Here is a 23,363-nt window from a genome sequence, read left to right as displayed (position 1 = left end):
GCGCAAGGCGGCCGTTTTCCAGTACAGCGGATCAGAAGTTGCCTTATGAATCAGTAACTTACTGATCCATAAGGGAAGTTGGCGTTAGCTCTTGTTAGCCGGTTTTACTTGAAGATCAATAATTTGCGTTAGCTTATTGCAGCGCACAAAAACTGCGCGGTGTACCGCTGGTGTACCTCGCACGCGTCGCTAGGCTCATCCGACACTGACCGGCACCAGGGTCATGGTGTCGTTGCCAAAGATGTCCACCACTTTCACCGCCACGGTGTAGCGGCCGGGGCGGTCGTAGGTGTGCTCGGCGGTAATGAGTTCCAGCTCGCGCTGCTTGCGGGTGCGGAAGCTCTGCCACTCGTTCTCAAAGATGTAGCCTCCGGTCCAGCGGTCCTCGAATTCCAGCGGCATGTCCTGCTGGCCGTGCTCGAAACCGGGCAGCACGCCACCGGGGCCGGCGCCGACCGGCACGCGGATGATTTCCTTGCGGTTCTGGTAGTCGAAGTCCACTGCCCAGTAGTCCACCCAGTCGGTCCAGTGCTTGGTGAGGACTTCGCGCTTCACCGCGCCCTCCTTGCTCTTGCTGATCTTGACCAGTTGGCCCTGGTCGCAGATCACGTCGGACTTGCCATCCTTGAGCGCGGCGATGGCCGCCTCGGCGGCGCCCTGCGTGTAGTAGACGGAGAAGTCGGTCAGTTCGATCTGCACCGTCAGCTTGTCGCGGGCAGTCCGGCCCTTGGCATAACGCGGCGTCGCCTCGACGAAGGAAATGTCATGGAACATCACCTGCCCACGGTCCACAGCGCGCTTGTCGAACACCTCGGCCGGGATGTACTTGGGTGTGAGGTCGATGCCCTTGCCTTTGGCTTCCTCCAGCACCGCCGGGAACAGGCCCATCTCGAACTCGAACGCCAACACGTCCACGCGGGTGGCGCCGCGCTTGCGGCATTCGGTGATGACCTCCTCCACGAACAGCCGCCCCACCGGCAGGTTGATCGGACCGATCACCACCAGCCGGCCAGCGTACTTGCCGTGGAAGAAGCCGTCGTTGGCCAGCGGCTCGCCCTTGTAGGCGCGCAGGATCAGCTCGCGGAATTCGGTTTCCTTCCGCAGCAGCGCCTGTTCGCGCTGCTCGGCCGACAGCCGGCCGCCGACGTTGAGGTAGGCCTGGCGCTCGTAGCGGCCAAGGTTGAGAAGCTCGAAGGCGCGAAACGGCTTGTTGGCGGCCTTCAGCTCGCGCTGCACGCCGATCAGGCGCTTGCGGGTGGTGTGGATGGCGAATTTGCCGAGGTCGGTGGCGATCCACTTGCGGCCGAGTTTTTCCGCGACCGCAGCAGTCGTGCCAGAGCCAGTGAAGAAGTCGGCGACCAGGTCACCTTCGTTGCTGCTCGCCTTGATAATGCGTTCCAACAGTGCTTCGGGCTTCTGCGTTGGATAGTCCACTCTTTCTGCGCCCGCCGGGTTCACTGGCGGAATGTCATCCCATACGGAATCTACGATGTCTCCCTCGAGTTCATCCAAATAAATCACTCGGGCACCACCAGCCGTTGGATTCACGTCGTCTCGATAAAGGCGCCCATCGGCGTCCGTCTTCCATCGCTTCAGGTACTCGGGAGAATGAGGCTTGAACTGGGTTCGCCAGACATGGCGCTCACCCTTCCGGAACGAAATGATTGAATCGTGTTTTTGTGGAAACTTCTTCGCCGTCTTTCGCTTGAATGCAAAGTAGTTCCAGACGAGATCATTTATGAAATGGTCAGAACCAAAGACCTCGTCTAGCACTTGGCGAATAAAGGCGTTTACTCGCCAGTCGCAGTGGACGTAAATGCTTCCTTCCGGATGCATCAAATCCCGCATCAGGATCAACCGCTCATAGATCATGCTGATAAAGCTGTCCGCCCCGCGCCCCCAAGTATCCCGGTAGGCAATTTGCTCCAGCAGATTCGCTTCCTTGTGGAAGGTCTCACCGCCGATCTCGATGTCCATGCTGAAGTCGGCGCCCACGTCGAACGGCGGGTCGATGTAGATCAGCTTCAGCCCACCCGCGTCCTCGATTTGCCGGCGCAGCGCGCCGGCCTTGAGGCTTGAGAGGATCAGCTTGTTGTCGCCCCAGATCAGCTTGTTGGTCCAGCCCTGCGTCTGCCGGCCGCGGGCGTCGAACAGTTCGGCCTGTGCCCTGGTCTCCTCGCGGGGTTCGTCCACATGCTCCAGCGTCTGGAACGGCAACACAGCCGTGCATACGTCGGCACTCTTGCCGTTCCACACCAGCTCCACCTCGCGCTTGTCGGCGAATAGCAGGAAGCGGTATTTCTCCGGCAGGGGCTTGCCGGCCTGGATCAGCTGGATCAGATCGCGCTTTTCGGCGTCGGACAGGTCATAGGCTTCCTTCTGCGGGCGCGCCATGCTCAAGACTCCTGATATTCGGTAAAGCCGGCGACCAGCGCGGCAAATGAGGTGGGCGGGTGGCGCTCAAAGCCGCCCTGATCCACGTACACGAAGCGATATGCCGGCCCGCCTTCGGCCTGGCTGGCTTCGGTGGCCTCCCCGCACCACTGGCGCAAGCGCGCCATCTTCTGTGGCAGGTCAAGCTCCTCGCGGCCCTTGGTCTCGATGACCCAGACCTTGCCGTCGGGCGTCTTGACCAGGAAGTCCGGCACGTAGTTGGACAGCTCGCCATTGGCGCGCACGTAGTCGATCTTGAAGCCCACGGCGAGGTAGTTCTTGGCAAAGCTCGCCACGTCCGGTGCGCCGTCGAGGAACTTGCCGAACTTGAGCTCGAAGCCGCCGCCGGTGGCCTCCGGCACCATCCTGTTGAAGATGGACTTCTTCGCCGGCAGGTACTCGCGGTTCTCCATGCGGAATGGCCGGGTGTTGCGCAGACGGATGGTGTCCTCGATGCGCGAGCTGCCGCTGTCCTTGACTGTCAGCGCGTTGATCGCGGCCTTGAAGCGGTCGAAGACGATCTTGCCGGCGTCTGGTTCGGCCAGGTTGCGCAGCACCAAGGGGTCGTCGAGATCGACGGGCGATGCCTGGAACAGGTGGTCGCGGAGGAATCCGCGCACCTTGGGATACAGCAGCTCGTAGCCGCCGACCAGCCGCAGCTCCTTCAGGAGTTGCCGGGCGAAGAAGCCCACAACGGAGCGATGGTCCGCCGGCCCCAGCCCGTCGAGGTGGACGGTATGGTGGACCTCCCCTTCGAGCATTGTCTTGAACACGATCTCGCGGGTTTGTTCCGGGGTGAACGGCCTGAGCGGAATCGGCGTTTGACCGAACGTGGCCGGGTCGAGGTCGGCCAGGTCCTTGAACTCCCGGTTGAAGCGGCGGCTCAGCTTGGGGATGGCGATATCAAGCGCGTCGAGGTCCTTGTCCGGGTTCTCTGCATCCACCTCCACCACCAAGGACTGCTGGCGACCGGCGCCCTTGCCCATCGGCTTGCGCTCGAACTCCACGCCTTCAGTCTGGATGGTCTGCACGAAGTCCATGAAGGCCTGGGTCCCCATCACCGAGACGTACTCAGGCTGGTCGCTGCCGAAGTACATGCGGCGCAGGCCGCGCCCCAGGGTCTGCTCGGGCAGGATGTTGCTTTTCGAGCTGTAGGCGCGCAGACCGACGATGGTGGTGACGTTGCGCACGTCCCAGCCTTCCTTGAGCATCAGCACCGAGACGATGGCGCGATAGGGGCTGTCCCAGCTGTCGATGTCGTTTGAGGCCTTGCGCAGAACGTCCAACTCGTCCTTCGCCGCCTTGTTGCTTGCCGACTCGGAAATCTCGCCGTTTTTCTTCGTATGGATGACGAGCACCCGGCCTTCCAGCTCCGGGGCAGTCTTTTCCAGATACGCGCCAACCTGGTCGCAGTTCTTGGTGTCATCCACCATCACGAACAGCACCGCCTTCTTGCCGGTGGCCTCGTGCTCGGCGTAGCTCTTGCGCCATTCCTCGATGCCGAGGTTGAGGTAGTCGGCGTAGTGTTCCTCGAAGATCGCGCTCTTGTGTTCCTGCAGGCGCGCAAGGCTGGCCTCGTCCGGCAACGTCGGATGCTTGACCACGTTCTGGTAGATGGCCTCCACCAGCGGGTAATCGGAAACGGTCTGCACGAAAATCGCGCCGTTGTTGTGTTTTGGCGTGGCGGTGACGTCGATCTGCAACGAGAGCCGGCCGTCCTTCTGCAGCATCCGGTGGTGGATGTCCTGGATGGACTTGAACCACGCCATGCGTGGATCGTGGACGTGGTGTGCCTCGTCGTTGAACACGGCCAGCTCGTCAATCTCGCGCACGATCTCCCCCAGGTCCGTCTGGCTGTCGGTGGTCTTGCCGACAGGTTTAGGACCAAAGGGGCTCAGGAAGTAGTCGCGCAGGTCGTCGTCTTCCAGGGATGGGTCGGGCACGTCGCCGAGATAGACGCGATGGATGTTGGTCAGGAACAGGTTGCCCACCGGACGCACGATGCGCACGTCGTCCTGGATGTGCAGGGTGAGCTGGAAGTCGTCGCGCCAGTTGTGGCCGTCGAAACCGTTGTCGGGCAGGACGGGATCGTTGAAGAAGATCTTCAGGCCATCGAAGTCGGTACGCAGGCGGTCGAGCACGATGATGTTGGGCGCGATCAGCAGCATGTTGCGCGCCAGCGTCGAGTCGGGCTCGTAGAGCTTGTGGAAGTAGCTCCAGGCGATCAGCAGCGAGAGCACCTTGGTCTTGCCGGCCCCGGTGGCCATCTTGGAGACGTAGCGCGGCCAGTCTTCGTCGAACATGCCCGCCGAGACTGCGCCAGAGGCGTCGAAGCGCATCAGGTCAAACTTGTCGCGCGCGCGACGTACGTCGTGCAGCCAGATGACGGTTTCCACCGCCTCGCGCTGGGCGAAGTAGTAGCGGAACTCGGACTGGCTGTGGTCTGCCTGTTCGACCATGTGCTGGGTCTGGAACCACCAGCGCAGCAGGGCCAGTGATGTGGCGGACGTACCGGGGTAGCCGGCCTTGCGCCATTGGCTGACCTCTTCCCGGATCTTGGCGACCAGCGGCGGCAGCAGCTTCTCGTACGCCGTGCCGCGCAAGGCCTCGTCGGCCGGAAACCATCGGTGCTCCGGATCCGGCGTCGCATACGGCGACCGTGGAAATTGCGGATGAAGTGCCATCGTCCCCTGTCCTTATGGGCAGATCAGTTGAAGCTTGGGATAGTAGGTGCGATATCGCTTCGCATCCCGCGTCAGCAGCGCCATGCCGTCGATGGCGGCATGGGCGCCGATGTAGAAGTCCGGCAGCGGCGAGGTGCGGGCGCCCTTGGCGCGGCGGTATTGCAGGAAGGCCTTGCCGGCGAGGAAGCCGGCCTCCCACGACAGCTCCAGCCGGGTGAAGGCATCGGCCGGCAGGGCGACGTCCAGCTCCTCGATGCGCTGGAACCCGACCGAAACCTCGGCGTAGATGATGGGGTTGATGCACAGCTCGGCCCTGTCGGCGCAGGCATCCAGTTGCGCCGCCGACCACTCGTACCAGTCCGGATCGTCCGTCAGCACGTCCAGCAGAACGTTGGCGTCCACCAGGACGCGCTTGCCTGCGGCCGGCTTCGCCTCGGGCACATCAGGCGCCACGGGTCAGCTGCATGATCTCGTCGGTCCCCATCCGCGCCGTCGCGCGGCCGCGCAGGCGGGCGGCCAGGCTGCCGCGGCGGGCCCTGGGCGGATGGGCGATGGTGGTCTCGGCCTCGCGCAGCGCGGCTTCACGCACGAAGGTGGCCACCGGCAGGCCGTGCAGCTCGGCGGCGCGACGCAGGCGGTTCTTGTCCTCGACGCTCAGGCGCAGGTCGAGGCGGTCGGCAATGGCGGTCATATCGGGCCTCCTTGTACGGTAGCCTACCGTACCGGGGACCGAATCGCCAGCCGGGGTGAAGCGTTGGCGAAAGGCCAGCGAACAGGCCTGGCGCTCCGCCGGGGTCATGGCCTGTACTGTCTCACAGGCCGCGGCCATCCGGTCGAACAGGAAGCCGCGCTCGGGCCAGGTCAGGGGCTCTACCGAACGACTGCCGGAGAGAACGGAATGGACGCGCGCCAGCAGGTACAGTTCTTCGGCTTCGGTCTGCATCGTCGCCCCCTCGCATTTCCGGTCGGCAGTCGTGCCGCGCGCGCAACCGAATCGCAGCCACCTGCATGACCCTATCCCGGCCGTCCGGATACCGCCAGCGCGGCTATTTTCATGCCCTCGATCGCTGCCGAAACCTGGTCACGCCTGTGGATCGGAAGCCGACCCGTGCGCGTCATCGACCGCGTCAAATTCGGCGTCACCGCCGATCATCGATGCGGCCAGCTTGTCGAGCAGCGGCCGGTCCTGGACCAGCACCTTCTCGACGCTGGCAATCAGCGCATTGTAGAAGCCGTTGCCGGCCGCGCGTGATTCCTCGGTGGGCGATGGCAGCCGCTGGAACAGGTTCCTGGTGGTGAGCGTGGTCAGTTCCACCATCACGCGATTGGCGAAGTTCACCTGCCCCACCTCGCGGCGCAGCGGCCCGGACGAAGAAGGCGTCGCGCCCGGCTGCCATGTCGGGCCGGACTTCAATCGCCTGTACTGCAAGCTCTGCGGAGAATTCACGGAAGCTTTTGCGGCGCAGGTGCTGAGCGTCGATCTGGTCGGCCTGCGTGCCCTTCTGCACCACTGGCCACTGCAGGACGGGCTTCGCATCCGTGTGGAGGGAGCCAGCCAGCGGTTCTGCAAAGCGCACGTCAGCCGCAACCGCAAGCAGAACGATTACGCGACGCTGCAGCAGCTCCGCCGCCGCCAGGCAGCGGGCCGGGATGCTCTTTTGCGGGCCCTGTCGATCAAGTATCCCGAGCTGCGCCAGCCGCAGGGGTTCGAGCGGGCGAAGGCGCTGGCGACCAGCCAAAGCGTCGCAAGGATGTATGGCCGCCGACGAAGCGAGGCCATCAAAGCCACCACGCCAGCACGGTTGTCGCTGCTGGAATGCCTGTGCGTGCCCGCGGTGGCAGTCACCCGCCCCGAGTCGCTGCTTGCCGTGGACATCGACCAGGACCGCATCGCGCTGCGCAGTTCGCAGGGCGAGGACTGGTCAGGCCCCGCCGCGCCGGGCGCGCCCTGGCTGCAGGCCGGCGTGGCGCTTGCCGCGCAGGTCACTACGGGCAACCGTACTGACGCGCCTGCGGACCGCTTGCTGCTCGACATTCCCGACCTCTGGGCCCATGTCCGGATGCGCCCCGGCGCGATCAGCTTCGACTTCGCCAGCGTGGACCTGTGGCCCGAGCTGGAGGAGGTGGTCGCTGCCACCTCCGCCCGGCAGCTTCCGCTGCACGCGGTCCAGGCGGCCTACCAGGTCCTCCGCGCGTAGGTGCGTATAGCGCTTGAGCATCTGCATGGACTTGTGGCCGCTGATCGCCGAGACCTCCTGGTCGCTGAAACCAGCCTCCACCAGCCGGCTGACCGCCTCGTGCCTCAGGTCGTGGAAGCGCAGGTCGGCCATACCCAAGGCCAGCTTGGTGTCGTTCCAGACCTTGGTGAATGCATAGGGTCCCCGCTTGCCGTCCTTCCCCGGCTCGCCGAAGAACACCAGGTCGCACTCCTTCGGCCGCGTCGGATTGGCCAGCGCCTCGCAGAGCACCTGCGTTGCGCGCTGCGTCAGCGGAACGGTCCGGGCGCTGTCGTTCTTGGTGACGGACAGCCGCACCACACGCCGCGCCAGGTCCACCTGATGCAGCCGCAGGCCGAGGATTTCGCCCGAACGCATGCCGGTTTCCAGCGCCACGTTGAAAATCCAGCCCAGCATGGGATTGGAGTGCGCGCTGACGGCTGCCTGCAGCCGGGCTTCCTCGCCCGGCAGCAGGCGCCGGGACCGCCCCTCTCCGGGCGGCGGCTTGCGAATACCGACCACGGGGTTGTGGACCAGCCCGAGCCGCCATTCGCGGATGGCGGTGTTGAACAGGTGGCTCAACAGCGCCAGCTCCAGCCGCACGGTACTGGGGCTCAACGGCGTCACTTTGCCGGCCAGCCGGTGCACGCGCTGCCCGGGCGTGGCCAGACGCTCGTCACGGTAGCGCGCCACCAGGTCGGGCGTGATCGCCGCCAGCGAGTAGGCGCCGAAGAATTCGCGCAGCCGCTCGGCGCGGGGCGCCTCCGACCGCTGCGTGCTTGGCTTCTTGGTCGGCAGGACTTCCCGCAGGTAGCGGTCGAGCGCATCGGCGAGGCTCATGCGCTCCGAGCGCGAGCGGTCGATGTACACGCCGCGGACCATCTCGTCCTCGGCGCGGCGCGCCCAGTCCTCGGCGTCACGCTTGGTGCGGAAGGTCTTGGCGCTGGCCGGCCAACCCTTCTTGCGGATGAGCGCTTTCCAGGTGCCGGAAGGGGTCTTGCGGATGGTCGCCATCGGTCGCCGCGCCTCGGTGGTGTACCGAAACTGCACCGATGGCGTTTCTCGAATCCCGAGACTACACGCAAGTCACTGATTGTACTGGTGGGCCGTGATGGATTCGAACCATCGACCAGCGGATCAGAAGATCAGAAGCGGTATTCGCCGCCGACGCTGAAGGTGTCGACCTTGACGTCGATGCCGTCGAAGTTGGCCTTGCGACGGTCGTAGTTCAGGCTCAGGCCCCAGTTGCGGTTGAAGTCGTAGCCGCCGAACACGCCGTAGTACGGCTTGACCGAGGTTTCGTCCTCGACCACGTCGAAGGTGTCCTCGCGGACCTGCGCGGTCAGCCGCGCAATGCCAGCGCGGCCACCGACGAACAAGCCGGTGGAGCCGTTGCCGAAGTGCTTCTTGCCGACCACGCCAACGCCCACGGTCACCAGGTCCAGCTCCTCGTCATAGCCGAGGTACTTGTTGTACAGCGAGCCGACGTGGCCCTCGACGGCGAAGTTCGGGTTGAACCAGTAGCCGCCGCCGATCACGCCGGAGGAATCGTCTTCGCTCTCGCGGTAGCCGCCATAGCTGACATCGATGTCGCTGAAGCCCGCCTCGGCACGCACGAAGGCCTGGCCCGCCATGGCCTGGGAAGAGAACGCCGCCAGCGCAAGGGTGCCAGCCAGGATCAGGGTCTTGTTCATTCATTCATCCGTAAAAGAGTGCCCGGATGGGCGGGGCGCACGTTCCGGGTTTCACTTCCGTGTGTCAAATTTTCGTTAAATGACGAGTGAATGAAGCCGGCTGCGGGGACTCAGCTGCCGACCTAGGTGTGATCTCTCAGTAGGTTGTTCATCCGGGGTGATCCCGGAAGACTGGAGGTGCGAATCAGCCACCCCTCCAGGAGCCCCGGATGAACCTGCATAAACATGCCCGTCTTACGCCTCGCGGTCGAGCCTTGCTTGTGGAGCGAGTGATCAACCATGGCCTGCGGGTCGAGGAGGCAGCGCATGCCGCGGGCGTGAGCGTCAGAACCGCTTACAAGTGGCTGCGCCGCTTTCGCGAGGAAGGCTGGGCAGGCCTGGATGACCGGTCATCGCGCCCGCACCGCTGTCCGCATGCCACCCCACCATCGGTGGCCGCCGAGGTGACCGCGCTGCGCCGTCAACGCCAGACCTACCGCCAGATCGCATTGGCCCTGCCGGTCGGCCTGAGCACCATTGCCCGACTGATGCGCCGTGCCGGGCTGCACCGGTTGGCCGAGCTGGATCCTGCGCCCCCGGACAATCGCTACGAGTATCACCAGGCCGGGGACCTGCTGCATCTTGATATCAAGATGCTGGGTCGCTTCTGGCGCCCTGGCCATCGGGTCACGGGCGATCGCCAGGGCGCCTCCGATGGCGCAGGCTGGGAGTTCGTCCACCTCGCCATCGACGATCACTCACGAGTCGCCTTCGGCACCATCGAAGATGATGAGCGCGGATCCAGCGCCTGCCGCGCACTGCTTCAAGCCCTGCGCTACTACCGCGGCCTGGGCGTCACCTTCACCCGGGTGATGACCGACAACGGTGCCTGCTACAAGTCCCGGCGCTTCCGCCGGCTCCTGCGCCGCTTGGGCCTGCGCCATCTGCGCACGCGACCCTACACCCCGCGTACCAACGGCAAGGCCGAACGCCTGGTCCAGACCGCTTTGCGCGAATGGGCCTATGCCCGCTCCTACGACAGCTCGGAGCAGCGTCGGCACGCTCTTCCTCGCTGGCTGCACCAGTACAACTGGCACCGGCCGCACGCCAGCCTTGGCTACCAACCCCCGATCAGCCGCATCCAGCTTCCACTGAACAACGTCCTGGGTTTACACACCTAGGCCGGGCACGGCCGCGGGCCTGCCCGATTACTTCTTCGCCGCGGTCGCGGCGTGGGCCTGCACCTGCTCCATCACCCGCAGCAGGTTGCCACCCCAGATGCCGGCGATCTGCTGCTCGCTGTAGCCCTTGCGCAGCAGCCAAGCGGTGATGCGCGGCAGCGCGGCCACGTCGTTGATGCCGACCACGCCACCGCCGCCGTCCCAGTCCATGCCGATACCGACATGCTCAGGGCCGACGACCTTGAGGATGTGCTCGAGGTGGGCGAAGTAGTCGTCCTCGGTAGCCTTGCGCACCGGGTACCTGGCATCGAGTTCGGCCATGGCCTTCGTCAGTTCGGCACCCTCGGCGATGGTCATCTGGTCCCAGCCACTGAACTTGCGCTCCACCGCTTCCTCGGCCGCCTTGCGCTCGTCGCTGGCCGCGGTGTCGATCAGGTAGCCGCCATAGGCGTTGACCTGGATCACCCCGCCCTTGGCGGCAAGCTTGCGCAGGCGCGCATCGTCGATGTTGCGCGGATGGTCGAACACCGCCTTGGACGAGGAGTGCGAGAGCACGAACGGCACAGGCAGCACCTGGACCAGGTCATCGAACAGTTCATCCGAAGCGTGCGACTGGTCGAGCACGATGCCCAGCCGCACCGCCTCGTCGACCAGCTTTCGGCCGGTCGGGCTCAGTCCCTTCCATTCGGGCGCGGCGGTGCTGGAATCACCAAAGCCGTTGTTCCTGGTATGGGTGACCGAGAGCATCCGCAGGCCGGCCTGGTGGTAATAGGAAAGCAGGCTCGGGTCGTGTTCCAGCGGGCTGGAGTTCTCCATCGAGATGTAGGCCACGCGCTTGCCGGCGGCCTTGATCCGCGCCGCATCGGCGGCGGTGGTCGCCAGTTCGAACTGGTCGCGGTGGGCGGCGAGCCTCTGGTGGATATCCAGCAGGCGGACCAGGCCGGCATCGCGGTCGGCAATCAGCGTGGCCGGCTGGCGGTCACCCTGGCCGGTGTAGATGGCGAAGAAGCCACCGTCGAGCAGGCCTTCGCGCATGCGCGGCAGGTCCACCTGCGACAGACCGTTGCCGGCGTGGTTGCGGGTGATGTCGAAGTCCGGGCGCGGGAAATTGGCCGGCGTATCCAGGTGGCTGTCCAGCGTGACCAGCCGGGCCTGCAGCGCGCGCGCGGCCTCCAGTTCCCTGGCGCTGAAATCAGCAGCGTGGGCCGTGGGCAGGGCAAGGGCGAGGCTGAGCAGCAGGGGCAGGCGGCGAACGACCATGGGATCTCCGGCAGGGAAAGACGTCGGGTGACGAAGGCCCGAGTATGCCGCGCCGCTCCAGCGCCGCGCACTGCCAGAAGACATGCGCGGGGTAGGCGCCAGAACGACAACGGCCGCGTTGCGGCGGCCGTTGCAGCCAGTGCTGGCGCGGTGGTCAGTCGACCACGCGGCAGAACACGGCCTTGAGGTAACGCGATTCCTGCACGTGCGCCATGAACGGATGGTCGGCGCCGGCGCCGGCCACCTTCAGCACCTGGATGGTGCGGCCGGAGAAGTAGGCCGCGCGACGCAGCATGTCCAGGAACTGGTCCTCGGCCACCAGACCGGTGCACGAGAACGTGGCGAACAGGCCGCCCGGCTTGACCACGCCCAGCGCCAGCTTGTTCATGTCCAGGTACTTCTTCAGCGCATTGATCACCTGCTCGCGATCGCGGGTCATCTTGGCCGGGTCCAGGATCACCACGTCGTACTGGTCGCCGCGGTTGGCGGCATCGCGCAGCCACGGGAAGATGTCGGCCTGCACGAACCTGGGCTTGACGTTGTTCAGGCGCGCATTGCCCTTGGCGATCTGGATCACGTCCTGGTCGATGTCCACGCCGATCACCTCGGCCGCACCGCGCGCTGCGGCATACACCGCAAAGCCACCGGTGTTGCAGCACAGGTCGAGCACGGTCTTGCCTTCGACCTGCTGGCTCAGCCACTGGCGGTTCTCGCGCTGGTCGGCGAAGAAACCGGTCTTGTGTGCGCTGGCCGGGTCGGCACGGAACTTCACCCCGTACTCGGTGATGATCGCCGGCTCGGTGGTGGTGTTGCCGTGGAAGTCGAAGCTTTCCTGCTTCTGCACGTGCTCGTCGGCGAAGCTGTGGAAACGGCAGCCCGGGAACTGGGCGCGCAGCGCCTCGTAGATCCACTCGCGGTGGCGGAACGCACCGGCGGAGAAGAACTCGACCACGATCAGGTCGTCATAGCGGTCCACCACCAGCCCGGAGATGCCGTCGCCTTCGCTGTGCACCACGCGCCAGGCGTTGGACACCGCATCGAGCTTGAGCACGTCGCGGCGCAGTTCGACCGCCTGGGCAATCTTGCGTGCGAACCAGGCCTGGTCCACGTCCACGTCCTGGCGGGTTTCCAGAATGCGCAGCGCAATGCGCGAATGGCCATTGTAGAAACCGCGGCCGATCCATTCGCCGTCCACGCCGACCACGTCGACGATGCTGCCCGGCTTGGGGCGCACGGTCGGCTTCTCGACCAGTTTCTGGAAGATCCACGGGTGGCTGGAGCGCCACGCGTTCTTGAGGCGTACGATGGGGTAGGCGGTATTCATCGGGCCATTGTAACGGCGCCACGCCCCTGCCACCGCAGCCCGTGCGTCAGGTGTTCATTGATCTTGCACGCAACTGTGGCAAAATCATCGCCCAGAAGGGGAGTAGCTCCCAGACGTTGTCGCCGTCAATTCGAGCCAGCCGGCTCCGGTGCAACGGCAGTTTCGCTGCGGCGAAACTGTGAGCGAGACCTTCGCCGTTGTGGCGAAGCTCTGTTCCCGGTCTCCTTCGATTCCGTGTCCAGTTCTTGGCCAGAGCGGCTCCAAGACCCTATTTTCGAACGGAATTTTCCCATGCATACAATCGGTAATCCATGGCTCTGGGGCGGCTTTGCAGTCGTCGTCATCGTCGCCTTGCTCGTTGACCTGGTGCTGATGCGCCACGGTGGCCCGCACAAGGTCACCTTCAAGGAAGCCCTGGGGTGGTCGCTGGGCTGGATCGCGCTGGCCCTGGCCTTCAATGCCGGCCTGTGGTTCTACCTGAAGGAAACTGTCGACATTGCCACGGCCAACACCCTGGGCCTGGAGTTCCTGACCGGTTACCTGATTGAAAAAGCGCTGGCAGTGGACAACATCTTTGTCTTCCTGCTGATCATGAGCTATTTCTCGGTGCCGGAAATCCAGCGTCAGCGGGTACTGATCATCGGCATCATCGGCGCAATCTTCCTGCGCACGATCATGATTTTTGCCGGTGCCGCGCTGGTCAATGAGTTCCACTGGATCCTGTACGTGTTCGGCGCCTTCCTGCTGTTCACCGGCTGGAAGATGTGGTTCGCCGCCGGCCAGGAGCCCTCGCTGGATGACAACCCGGCGCTGAAGTTCATGCGCCGGCACCTGCGCATCACCCATGCCTACAACGGCAACCGGCTGATGACCGAGAAGGATGGCGTGCGCTGGTTCACCCCGATGTTCGTGGTGCTGGTGCTGATCGCGGTGACCGACGTGATCTTCGCGGTGGACTCGATCCCGGCGATCTTCGCCATCACCACCGACCCGTTCATCGTGCTGACCTCCAATGTGTTTGCGGTGCTGGGACTGCGCGCGATGTTCTTCCTGCTGGCCGGCATGGCCGATCGCTTCCACCTGCTGCCCTACGGCCTGGCGGTGGTGCTGGCCTTCATCGGCGCCAAGATGCTGCTGATGGACATCTTCAAGATCCCGGTGGTGGTGTCGCTGGGTGTGGTCGCGCTGATCCTGGCGGTGACCATGGTGCTGAGCCTGAAGCTGCCGCCGCGCCAGCCACACTGAGCCGGCGTCGCCGGCGGGATTGTCCCGCTGGCGGCACGACGGTTCCCGTAATCCCGCCCTTGCAAACGCGTCCGCCGACGCAATCCCAGGGTTCATGGACCGACAGACCCCCGCCGACGCCGGGCAGGCTTCCGCCCCGGCACATCAGGACCGCCGCCGCGTGCTGCGTGCCTTCAACCTGAGCCTGGGCTTCGTGCTGCTGCTGGTGGGCGTGTTTGCCGCCCAGGGCAGTTTCGACTGGCGACCGTGGGCAGTGGCCCCGCTGGAAACGGCCGGCCTGTGGGGCCTGCCCGGCGCGCCGCTGCTGCACGGCTCGGTCCAGCACCTGGCCGCCAACGCGGTCGCGTTGCTGATCCTGGGCACGCTGGCCGGCAGCGTGTATCCGAAAGCCACGCTGCGCTCGCTGCCGCTGCTGTGGATCGGTTCGGGACTGGGCGCGTGGCTGCTGGGCGAGCCTGGCAGCCGCCACCTCGGCGCCAGCGGGCTGACCCATGGGCTGATGTTCCTGGTGTTCGTGCTCGGCCTGCTGCGGCGTGACCGCCCGGCCATTGCCGCGGGCATGATTGCCTTCCTGTTCTACGGCTCGATGCTGCTGACAATCCTGCCCTACGAGCCGGGGGTATCCTGGCAGTCGCACATGGGCGGGGCCGCCGCGGGCGTGATCGCCGCGCTGATGTTCCGCAACGCCGACCCGCTGGCCCCGCGCAAGCGCTACAGCTGGGAAGACGAGGAGGACGAGCTGGTCGATGCCGGCGGCGACGACGTGCTGGAGCCGCCCTCGCCGCGGGAAGTGCCCGTGCTGTGGCAGCCGCGCCAGGAGCACCGCCAGGTGGTGGTGCAGTTGCGCCCGCCGCGGATGCCCGGCGAGGAGTAAACGATCGCCGGCTTACTTGCCGATACAGAAGCTGGAGAAGATCCGGCCCAGCAGGTCGTCGGCGGTCATGCGTCCGGTGATCCCGCCCAGCGCGTCGTGGGCCAGGCGCAGTTCCTCGGCCGCCAGTTCCAGCTGGTCGTGCCGCAGCTGGTCCTCGGCAGCGGCCAGGTGATCGGCGGCCAGCTCGATTGCCTGCACATGGCGCAGGCGTGCGGAGAACTCACCCTGGTTGCCATCGCCCAGGCCCGCTCCTGCGATCGCGCGCAGGCGCGCATGCAGCTCGGCCATGCCCTGGCCACTGGCGGCGGAGAGCGCGACCGCATCCTCGCCAAGTGAGGTGGGCCACTGCAGCAGCAGGTCGCACTTGTTGTGGATCCACAGCTGGCGGCCGGCCATCGCCGCGGCATCGCCGACCGCGTCGCGCCCGGCCTGCGGATCGCGCGCGTCAACCACGACGATGGCCAGGTCCGCGCGCTGCATTTCCGCCCTTGCGCGGCGCATGCCCTCGCGCTCGATCGCATCACCCCCTTCGCGCAGGCCGGCAGTGTCGACCAGTTCCAGTTCCAGCCCGTCGATGCGGATGGTCTCGCGCAGGGTGTCGCGGGTGGTGCCGGGCACGTCGGTGACGATGGCCCGCTCGCTGCCGGCCAGCGCATTGAGCAGCGAGCTCTTGCCGGCGTTGGGCGGCCCGATCAGCACCGCATGCAGGCCATCGCGCAGCTTGCGCCCGCGCTCGGCGTCGCGTCGCAACTGCTCCAGGCCGGTGCGCGCCTGCACCAGGCCCTGACGCACCTGCTCGCCCCCCAAGGTGTCCAGCGGTTCGTCGGCAAAATCGATCGCGGCCTCGACATGGATGCGCAACCGCACCAGTTGTTCGGCCACGTCCTCGACCCGGCGCGAGAACACGCCGTCCAGCGAGCGCCGCGCCGCGCGCGCGGCGCGCACGTCACCGGCGGAAATCAGGTCGGCGATCGCCTCGGCCTGGGCCAGGTCGAGCTTGCCGTTGAGGAACGCCCGTTCGCTGAACTCGCCGGCCCGGGCCTGGCGTGCGCCCAGCTCGATGCACCGGGCCAGCAGCTGGCGCAGCACCACCGGACTTCCGTGGCCCTGCAGCTCGACGACGTCCTGCCCGGTGAAACTGTTCGGTCCCGGGAAATACAGCGCGATGCCGTCGTCGATGACCTCGCCGGCGCCATCGCGGAAGCGTGCATAGCGCGCATGCCGCGGCGCCAGCGCGCTGCAGCCCAGGCGAGCGGCGATGGCCGCCGCCTGCGGGCCGGAGATGCGCAGGATGCCCACGCCGCCGGCAGCCGGGCCGGTGGCGATGGCAACGATGGTGTCGGTCTCGGCGGACATGCTCATGGAGGCAATGGCACTGCGATGGGACGATGACCGTACCGCAGCGGCAAGGTTAGCCGGGGAAGTCTATCGCCGGATGTGGAAAGGCCCGCCTTGCGGCGGGCCCTGGAGGCTTACTTGGCGTCGGCCTTGGCCGGGAGGTCCTGGCCGTGCTTCTGCACCATCCACCACTGCTGGAGGAGGCTCAAGCCGCCGTTGACCACCCAGTACAGCACCAGACCCGAGGGCATGAAGGCCATCATGACGCCGAACACAAGCGGCATCAGCTGCATCATGCGCTGCTGCATCGGGTCCATGCCCACGGCCGGGGTCAGCTTCTGCGTGGCCCACATCACCGCCACGTTGATCACCGGCAGGATGAAGTACGGGTCGCGCGCGGTCAGGTCCTGGATCCAGCCAAACCACGGCGCCTGGCGCAGTTCCACCGACTCCACCAGCACCCAGTACAGGGCAAAGAAGATCGGCATCTGGATCAGCAGCGGCAGGCAGCCACCCAGCGGATTGATCTTCTCCTTCTTGTACAGCTCCATCATCGCGACCTGGAACTTCTGGCGGTCATCGCCATAGCGTTCCTTCAGCTGCGCGATGCGCGGCTGGAACTTGCGCATCTTGGCCTGCGACTTGTACTGCGCGTTGGCCAGCGGGAACAGCGCCAGCTTGAGCAGGATCACCAGGCCGACAATCGCCCAGCCCCAGTTGTTGACGACCTTGTGCACCTGGTCCAGCACCCAGAACAGGCCCTGGCCAATCACCGCCATCAACGAGAAGCGGCTGTAGTCCACGACGCGGTCCAGACCCTTCACGTCTTCCTTGGCGATCTGGTCGACCAGCTTCGGGCCGACCCACAGGCGCGCTTCGGTGCTCACGCTCTGGCCCGGGGCCACGGTGAAGGCCGGGCCGCGCGCCTCGATGACGTTGCGCGGGCCGTTCTGCGCCAGCACGTACAGCGAGGCCTGGTCGGCCTGCGGGATCCACGCGGTGAAGAAGTGGTGCTGCAGCATCGCCAGCCAGCCGCCGGTGATGGTGCGGTTGAGGTTGCCGTCGTCGAGGAAGTCATCGAACGCACGACGCTCGTAACCCTCGGCCGGGCTGTACCAGGTGGCACCGTTGAAGCTGAAGGAATCGGGGTTGGTCATGCCGCGCTTGATCGTCGGCGGCACGCGGTCCAGCTTGCGGAACACATAGCCGTTCCACGGCGCGGCGCCGGCGTTGCTGACCTCGTCGCGGATGCGCACGGCGTAGCGGCCGCGGCTCACCACGAAGGTGCGGCGGATGGTCACGCCATCGGGCCCGTTCCACACGAAGGGAATCTGCAGCTCGTCCTGGCCCTCGGCCAGGGCCAGTTCGGTGACCGGCTGTTCGAGGCGGAAACCACCAACGCCCGGCACGGCCGAACCGGCGCTGCTGGCCCAGCCGGTGGTGGCGCTGTACGGATGGGCGCTGTTCTCGGTCAGCAGCTGCACCGGCGGGCTGCCGGCGTCCTTGCTCTGCGGGAACTGCAGCAGTTCGGCATGGACCACGCTGCGGCCATCAAGCACCAGGCGCAGCACGTCGGTGGTGACGGTCACGCGCTGGGCGGTGCCGCTGCTGGCTTCCGCGGGGGCCGCCACAGCCTGGCCCGGGGCGCTGGCCTGCGGCACCTGGCCAGCGTTGGGCACCAGATCGGCGTCATTGGCGGCCGGAACGGTGGTCTGCGCGGCAACTTCGGCGGCGGGCGGCGCGGTCTTCTCGCGGTTCCACTCCATCCACAGCAGCACAGCCACCATCAGCCAGGCGAAAACAAGGAATACGCGGGTCTGGTTCATCAGCAGGCAGGCTCGGCGGGGCCGGAACGCGGTGCCGGCTCGGTCAAAGAGGATAAGGCGGTGCCATCAGGCGGCGGCATTGTGCCGTCCGCACCCGGCGGGAGCAATGCGCCCATGCGGCGCAGCAGGCGTTCGAATGCCTGGTGGATCTGCTCGTTGCTGGCAGTGCGGGCGGCGGCCCGCACCACGACGACATAGTTGCCTCCAGCCATCCACGGCCGGACATGGCGTACTGCATTGCGCAGCACACGCTTGATACGGTTGCGACCCACCGCCCGCGCATCGACTTTCCTGGACACGGCAAGACCCAGCCTCGCGGGGTTGTCGCCCTTGAGCCAGTGCAGTGTCATCAGGGGGTCGGACACACGGCGGGCGCCGTCGAATACCGTTTTGTATTCGGCACGCGTACGAACCCGCGCAGAGCGAGGAAATCGCTTGCGCGGGTCGGTCGTGTTCACCATCGCGATTGCAGTTGCCGCCAGGGGCGGCACGGCAATCAAGCGCTCAGGGTCTTGCGGCCCTTGGCGCGGCGACGCGACAGGATCTTGCGGCCGTCGGCGGTAGCCATACGGGCGCGGAAGCCGTGGTCGCGCTTGCGCTTGAGGTTGCTGGGCTGGAACGTGCGCTTGGTGGCCATGGGGGCACCTGTATGAATTGGACGGAAAGAACCGGAAATTCTATAGAGGCGACAGGCACTTCGTCAACTTGAATGTGCTTTGGCCTGCTGGATGGCCTCTCCGGCCTGTGGATCATCCTGTGAATAAATACTGGACAAAGCATTCCCGGTCCCGGCCGGCGATGGTAGGCTGGGGCCTCCACTTTTTCCACTTTCCGGCTTGCGGCCCGGCGGTTTCGTGCGCCCTGCCGCCAGCCTTTGATGATATCTACGATGGATGCATGGCCCCGCTGTCTTGAGCGCCTCGAGGCGGAATTCCCCCCCGAGGACGTACATACCTGGCTGAAACCGCTGCAGGCCGACCAACGCGCCGACAGCCTGGTGCTGTACGCGCCCAACGCCTTCATCGTCGACCAGGTGCGCGAGCGTTACCTGCCGCGGATCGGCGAACTGCTGGCGCATTTCGCCGGTACGTCCGAGGTGTCGCTGGAGATCGGTTCGCGCCCGCGCGCGCCGGAACCGGTCGCCCCGAGCATGGCCGCAGCGGCTCCGGCCGCCCCGGTGGTGCCGTTCAACGGCAACATGGACTCGCACTACACCTTTGCCAACTTCGTCGAAGGCCGCAGCAACCAGCTGGGCCTGGCCGCCGCGTTCCAGGCGGCGCAGAAGCCGGGCGACCGTGCGCACAACCCGTTGCTGCTGTACGGAGGTACCGGCCTGGGCAAGACCCACCTGATGTTTGCCGCCGGCAATGCGATGCGCCAGGCCAATCCGAACGCCAAGGTGCTGTACCTGCGCTCGGAGCAGTTCTTCAGCGCGATGATCCGTGCGCTGCAGGAAAAGACCATGGACCAGTTCAAGCGCCAGTTCCAGCAGGTGGACGCGCTGCTGATCGATGACATCCAGTTCTTTGCCGGCAAGGACCGCACCCAGGAAGAGTTCTTCCACACCTTCAATGCGCTGTTCGACGGCAAGCAGCAGATCATCCTGACCTGCGACCGCTACCCGCGCGAGGTCGAAGGCCTGGAAGCCCGCCTCAAGTCGCGCCTGGCCTGGGGCCTGTCGGTGGCGATCGACCCGCCGGACTTCGAGACCCGCGCCGCCATCGTGCTGGCCAAGGCCCGCGAACGCGGCGCCGAGATCCCGGACGACGTGGCCTTCCTGATCGCCAAGAAGATGCGCTCCAACGTGCGCGACCTCGAGGGCGCCCTGAATACGCTGACCGCCCGCGCCAACTTCACCGGCCGCGCGATCACCACCGAGTTCGCCCAGGAAACCCTGCGCGATCTGTTGCGTGCCCAGCAGCAAGCCATTTCCATTCCCAACATCCAGAAGATCGTTGCCGACTACTACGGCCTGCAGATCAAGGACCTGTTGTCCAAGCGCCGCACCCGTTCGCTGGCCCGCCCGCGCCAGGTCGCCATGGCCCTGACCAAGGAGCTGACCGAGCACAGCCTGCCGGAAATCGGCGATGCCTTTGCCGGTCGCGACCACACCACGGTCCTGCACGCCTGCCGCCAGATCAGGACGTTGATGGAAGCCGATGGGAAGCTGCGAGAGGACTGGGACAAGCTGATCCGCAAGCTGAGCGAATGATGCCTGCGCGCTGCACGGGCGTCATCGGATAAAACCGTGCATCATTCCGGAAGAAATCCGGGAGAATCTGTGGATAAGATCCAGCGGCGCTTGCCGGCAAAATCTATCCACAGCTTTTCCCACCGCTTGGGGGCAGTTGTTCCATAGGGTTTCGAGTCACAAAAACCCTTGTGAAACAAAGAGTTGAATGTGTTTTGCACCAAATCTGGCGCTACCATCACCACCAAGCTTTTGATTTAACCCACATCTTTTAAAAGCATAGGGGCACGAAACCACATGCGTTTCACACTGCAGCGCGAAGCCTTCCTCAAGCCGTTGGCCCAGGTCGTCAATGTCGTCGAGCGCCGCCAAACCCTGCCGGTCCTGGCCAACTTCCTGGTCCAGGTACAGGACGGCCAGCTGTCGCTGACCGGTACCGACCTGGAAGTGGAAATGGTCTCGCGCATCGCGGTGGAAGACGCCGAGAACGGCGAAACCACGATTCCGGCGCGCAAGCTGTTCGAGATCATCCGCGCCCTGCCCGATGGCAGCCGGATCACCGTCTCGCAGACCGCCGACAAGGTCACCGTGCAGGCGGGGCGTAGCCGTTTCACCCTGGCAACCCTGCCCGCCAACGATTTCCCGTCGGTCGACGAGGTTGAAGCCACCGAACGGGTCGCCGTGCCGGAAGCCGGCCTGAAGGAACTGATCGAACGCACCGCGTTCGCGATGGCCCAGCAGGACGTGCGCTACTACCTCAACGGCCTGCTGTTCGACCTGCGCGACAAGACCCTGCGCTGCGTGGCCACCGACGGCCATCGCCTGGCGTTGTGCGAAACCGAGCTGGAAGCGGCTGCCGGCGCAAAACGCCAGATCATCGTGCCGCGCAAGGGCGTGACCGAGCTGCAGCGCCTGCTGGAAGGCGGCGATCGCGAGGTCGAGTTGGAAATTGGCCGCAGCCACGTGCGGGTCAAGCGCGACGATGTGACCTTTACCTCAAAGCTGATCGACGGTCGCTTCCCCGACTACGAAGCCGTTATTCCGATCGGTGCCGACCGCGAAGTACAGGTGGATCGCGAAGTCCTGCGCGCTGCCCTGCAGCGTGCGGCGATCCTGTCCAACGAGAAGTACCGCGGCGTCCGCGTCGAGGTCACCCCGGGCCAACTCAAGATCTCCGCGCACAACCCCGAGCAGGAAGAAGCGCAGGAGGAAATCGAGGCCCAGACCCAGGTTTCCGACCTGGCCATCGGCTTCAACGTGAACTACCTGCTGGACGCGCTGTCCGCCCTGCGCGACGAGCACGTGGTCATCCAGCTGCGTGACTCGAACTCGTCCGCGCTGGTGCGTGAGGCTGCCGGTGCGAAGTCGCGCCACGTGGTCATGCCGCTGCGACTCTGACAGGTTCCACGTGGAACACAAAAAGCCCGGCTTGGTCGCCAGGCTTTTTATGCTCCGCCGACATGCAATTCCCCCGACGTGTATCCCAGCGGTCCAAGCCGCGGGAAGAATCAGGAACGGATGCACCACAGGGGAAGAGGGCGCGTGGAATCAGGTGATCTTGCAGGTCTTCCCGGCTACGGTATGCCAGAGTCCGGCGGAGCCCTTGATCCTGCTTTTTTCATCCCTTCCCAAGCTTCTATAAAGTGGATAAATCAAAAGCTATGTGGTGATGGTAGGCCCAGATTTCGCGGAAAAATGGCTCATGTCACTGTTTCTAAAGGGAAATATCGGTATGAAACCCCCGGTACAACCGAGGGTGAGCGTTGGGAAAACCTGTGGGTAACTTCAACCGGTTGGAGAGGGCCAATTTTTACCCACAGCTTGCCCACTGAGCGCCCCCAGCGCTCACCCGGCACGACGGGCGGCATGATTTAAGCTGCACCACCGGTCCTGCCAGGGCCGGTCGCCCGTTCCTGGACCCCCATGCGCATCAATCGCCTCGCCCTGCACCACGTCCGCCGCTTCGAAACCGCCGAGTTCTCACCGCGCCCCGGAATCAACCTGATCACCGGGGAGAACGGCGCGGGCAAGTCCACCCTGCTCGAAGCGCTGCACCTGATGGCGTATGGCCGAAGCTTCCGTGGCCGCGTCCGCGACGGGCTGGTGCGGCAGGGAGCCGAAGCGCTGGAAGTCTTCGTGGAGTGGGAGGAAACGGGCGCCGTCGGCCCCAAGGTTCGCCGGGCTGGACTGCGACATACCGGGCAGGACTGGAAAGGACGGCTCGATGGGGAGGACGTGAACCAGCTTGGCACCCTGTGTGCGGCGTTGGCCGTGGTGACCTTCGAGCCGGGTAGCCACGCCCTGATCCACGGTGGCGGCGAGTCACGCCGGCGGTTCCTGGACTGGGGATTGTTCCACGTGGAACCTGATTTCCTTGCCCTGTGGCGCCGTTATAGCCGGGCACTCAAACAGCGGAATGCGCTTTTGAAGGCCGGAGGCTCGGCCAGTGTGCTTGATGCCTGGGACCGGGAACTGGCGGAGGCGGGGGAACCGCTGTCTTCCCGCCGCCAGCTTTATCTCGAACGCCTGCAGGACCGGGCCGTGGAACTGGCCGGAGAGCTTTCCCCTGCGCTGGGTCTGCAGGAGCTTGGTTTCCAGCCCGGCTGGAAGCGGGCCGAACTGTCGCTGGCAGACGCCCTGCTGGTATCCAGGGAGCGGGACCGGACGGCCGGCTATACCTCCGTCGGCCCCCACCGGGCAGACTGGACCCCGCGGTTCCACGCCATCCCCGGCCGGGAGGGACTCTCCCGTGGCCAGGCAAAACTCACCGCGCTGGCCTGTCTGCTGGGCCAGGCAGAGGATTACGCTGCCGAGCGGTCGGATTTTCCAGTGATCGCCCTGGATGACCTGGGTTCCGAGCTAGACCGGCCGCACCAGGCACGCGTGCTGGCCCGATTGGGCGCCAGTCCGGCCCAGGTGTTCATTACCGCCACCGAAACCCCGACCGCCCTGTCCAATGCACCGTTCAATCTGACCAGGTTCCACGTGGAACACGGGTCCATCCGCCACGCGGGCTGACCGTCCGGGGCCCTCTTGACCCCGGCTGGTATAATTTCGCGGTATTCCCCTATCTCCGGTGCAAGGCGCCTTCCTGGTGCCCTGCCCCCGCCTGCGGAGC

The 23,363-nt window shown here is 65.4% G+C and carries 18 protein-coding genes and 1 pseudogene; 6 read left to right on the top strand and 13 right to left on the bottom strand.

Translation table 11 applies throughout. From position 1 onward, the window contains the following. Positions 1 to 195 precede the first annotated feature (195 nt). From LG380_RS12760 to LG380_RS12730, 7 genes and pseudogenes are all read right to left on the bottom strand, one after another. On the bottom strand, positions 196 to 2,394 hold the full coding sequence (locus tag LG380_RS12760; protein ID WP_225765588.1) for a DNA methyltransferase: 2,199 nt from the start codon (positions 2,392 to 2,394) through the stop codon (positions 196 to 198). A gap of 2 nt (positions 2,395 to 2,396) precedes the next feature. After that, positions 2,397 to 5,117, bottom strand: a complete 2,721-nt coding sequence (locus LG380_RS12755; protein WP_225765586.1) for a DEAD/DEAH box helicase family protein — start codon at positions 5,115 to 5,117, stop codon at positions 2,397 to 2,399. Between the two features lie 12 nt (positions 5,118 to 5,129). Further along, positions 5,130 to 5,519, bottom strand: coding sequence for a type II toxin-antitoxin system VapC family toxin (locus tag LG380_RS12750; RefSeq protein WP_225765584.1), 390 nt, complete (start codon positions 5,517 to 5,519; stop codon positions 5,130 to 5,132). 40 nt (positions 5,520 to 5,559) lie between these two features. Further along, positions 5,560 to 6,060, bottom strand: coding sequence for a DUF1778 domain-containing protein (locus tag LG380_RS12745; protein ID WP_225765582.1), 501 nt, complete (start codon positions 6,058 to 6,060; stop codon positions 5,560 to 5,562). A gap of 138 nt (positions 6,061 to 6,198) precedes the next feature. After that, a pseudogene (locus LG380_RS12740) lies at positions 6,199 to 6,477 on the bottom strand (hypothetical protein); the annotation flags it as partial. A 562-nt stretch (positions 6,478 to 7,039) separates the two neighbouring features. Next, the gene (locus LG380_RS12735; RefSeq protein ID WP_225765579.1) at positions 7,040 to 8,347 is read right to left on the bottom strand and encodes a site-specific integrase; all 1,308 of its coding nucleotides are present in this window, start codon (positions 8,345 to 8,347) and stop codon (positions 7,040 to 7,042) included. 131 nt (positions 8,348 to 8,478) lie between these two features. After that, on the bottom strand, positions 8,479 to 9,027 hold the full coding sequence (locus tag LG380_RS12730; protein WP_225765577.1) for a porin family protein: 549 nt from the start codon (positions 9,025 to 9,027) through the stop codon (positions 8,479 to 8,481). A gap of 209 nt (positions 9,028 to 9,236) precedes the next feature. On the opposite strand from LG380_RS12730, the gene LG380_RS12725 reads away from it, so the two are divergent. Next, positions 9,237 to 10,187 (top strand): IS481 family transposase, encoded by a 951-nt coding sequence (locus LG380_RS12725; RefSeq protein ID WP_225765576.1) that lies wholly within the window; start codon positions 9,237 to 9,239, stop codon positions 10,185 to 10,187. Positions 10,188 to 10,214: 27 nt separating this feature from the next. On the opposite strand, the gene LG380_RS12720 is transcribed toward LG380_RS12725, so the two are convergent. Further along, entirely contained in the window at positions 10,215 to 11,447 is a 1,233-nt protein-coding gene (locus LG380_RS12720; RefSeq protein WP_225765575.1) for a dipeptidase, read from the bottom strand. Positions 11,448 to 11,601: 154 nt separating this feature from the next. Continuing rightward, a complete protein-coding gene (locus tag LG380_RS12715; protein WP_225765574.1) occupies positions 11,602 to 12,771 on the bottom strand; it encodes a class I SAM-dependent rRNA methyltransferase in 1,170 nt (389 codons plus the stop codon). A gap of 291 nt (positions 12,772 to 13,062) precedes the next feature. On the opposite strand from LG380_RS12715, the gene LG380_RS12710 reads away from it, so the two are divergent. Continuing rightward, positions 13,063 to 14,016: a TerC family protein gene (locus LG380_RS12710; protein ID WP_225765573.1), complete on the top strand. Its 954-nt coding sequence runs from the start codon at positions 13,063 to 13,065 to the stop codon at positions 14,014 to 14,016. 94 nt (positions 14,017 to 14,110) lie between these two features. Next, entirely contained in the window at positions 14,111 to 14,890 is a 780-nt protein-coding gene (locus LG380_RS12705) for a rhomboid family intramembrane serine protease (protein WP_225765572.1), read from the top strand. Positions 14,891 to 14,902: 12 nt separating this feature from the next. Here LG380_RS12705 and mnmE read toward each other — a convergent pair whose 3' ends face one another. From mnmE to rpmH, 4 genes are all read right to left on the bottom strand, one after another. After that, entirely contained in the window at positions 14,903 to 16,246 is a 1,344-nt protein-coding gene (mnmE, locus tag LG380_RS12700; protein WP_225766611.1) for a tRNA uridine-5-carboxymethylaminomethyl(34) synthesis GTPase MnmE, read from the bottom strand. Positions 16,247 to 16,362: 116 nt separating this feature from the next. Continuing rightward, positions 16,363 to 18,054, bottom strand: a complete 1,692-nt coding sequence (yidC, locus tag LG380_RS12695; RefSeq protein WP_225765571.1) for a membrane protein insertase YidC — start codon at positions 18,052 to 18,054, stop codon at positions 16,363 to 16,365. Further along, positions 18,054 to 18,512 carry a ribonuclease P protein component gene (rnpA, locus tag LG380_RS12690; RefSeq protein ID WP_225766609.1) on the bottom strand — a complete coding sequence of 153 codons (459 nt, stop codon included), beginning with the start codon at positions 18,510 to 18,512 and terminating at the stop codon, positions 18,054 to 18,056. Before rnpA ends, yidC begins: the two co-directional genes overlap by 1 nt. A gap of 38 nt (positions 18,513 to 18,550) precedes the next feature. Next, a complete protein-coding gene (gene rpmH, locus LG380_RS12685) occupies positions 18,551 to 18,691 on the bottom strand; it encodes a 50S ribosomal protein L34 (RefSeq protein ID WP_225765570.1) in 141 nt (46 codons plus the stop codon). Between the two features lie 252 nt (positions 18,692 to 18,943). Between rpmH and dnaA the strand changes: the two genes are divergently transcribed. From dnaA to recF, 3 genes are all read left to right on the top strand, one after another. After that, positions 18,944 to 20,266, top strand: a complete 1,323-nt coding sequence (dnaA, locus tag LG380_RS12680) for a chromosomal replication initiator protein DnaA (protein ID WP_225765569.1) — start codon at positions 18,944 to 18,946, stop codon at positions 20,264 to 20,266. Between the two features lie 276 nt (positions 20,267 to 20,542). Next, positions 20,543 to 21,643, top strand: coding sequence for a DNA polymerase III subunit beta (gene dnaN, locus LG380_RS12675; protein WP_225765568.1), 1,101 nt, complete (start codon positions 20,543 to 20,545; stop codon positions 21,641 to 21,643). Positions 21,644 to 22,168: 525 nt separating this feature from the next. Beyond that, positions 22,169 to 23,263 (top strand): DNA replication/repair protein RecF, encoded by a 1,095-nt coding sequence (gene recF, locus LG380_RS12670; RefSeq protein WP_225765566.1) that lies wholly within the window; start codon positions 22,169 to 22,171, stop codon positions 23,261 to 23,263. Positions 23,264 to 23,363: the final 100 nt, after the last annotated feature.

Source organism: Stenotrophomonas sp. Marseille-Q4652 (genome assembly GCF_916618915.1).
Lineage (GTDB): Bacteria > Pseudomonadota > Gammaproteobacteria > Xanthomonadales > Xanthomonadaceae > Stenotrophomonas.
The sequence above is the reverse complement of the archived record's forward strand: the minus strand, read 5'-3'. Positions and strand labels throughout refer to the sequence as shown.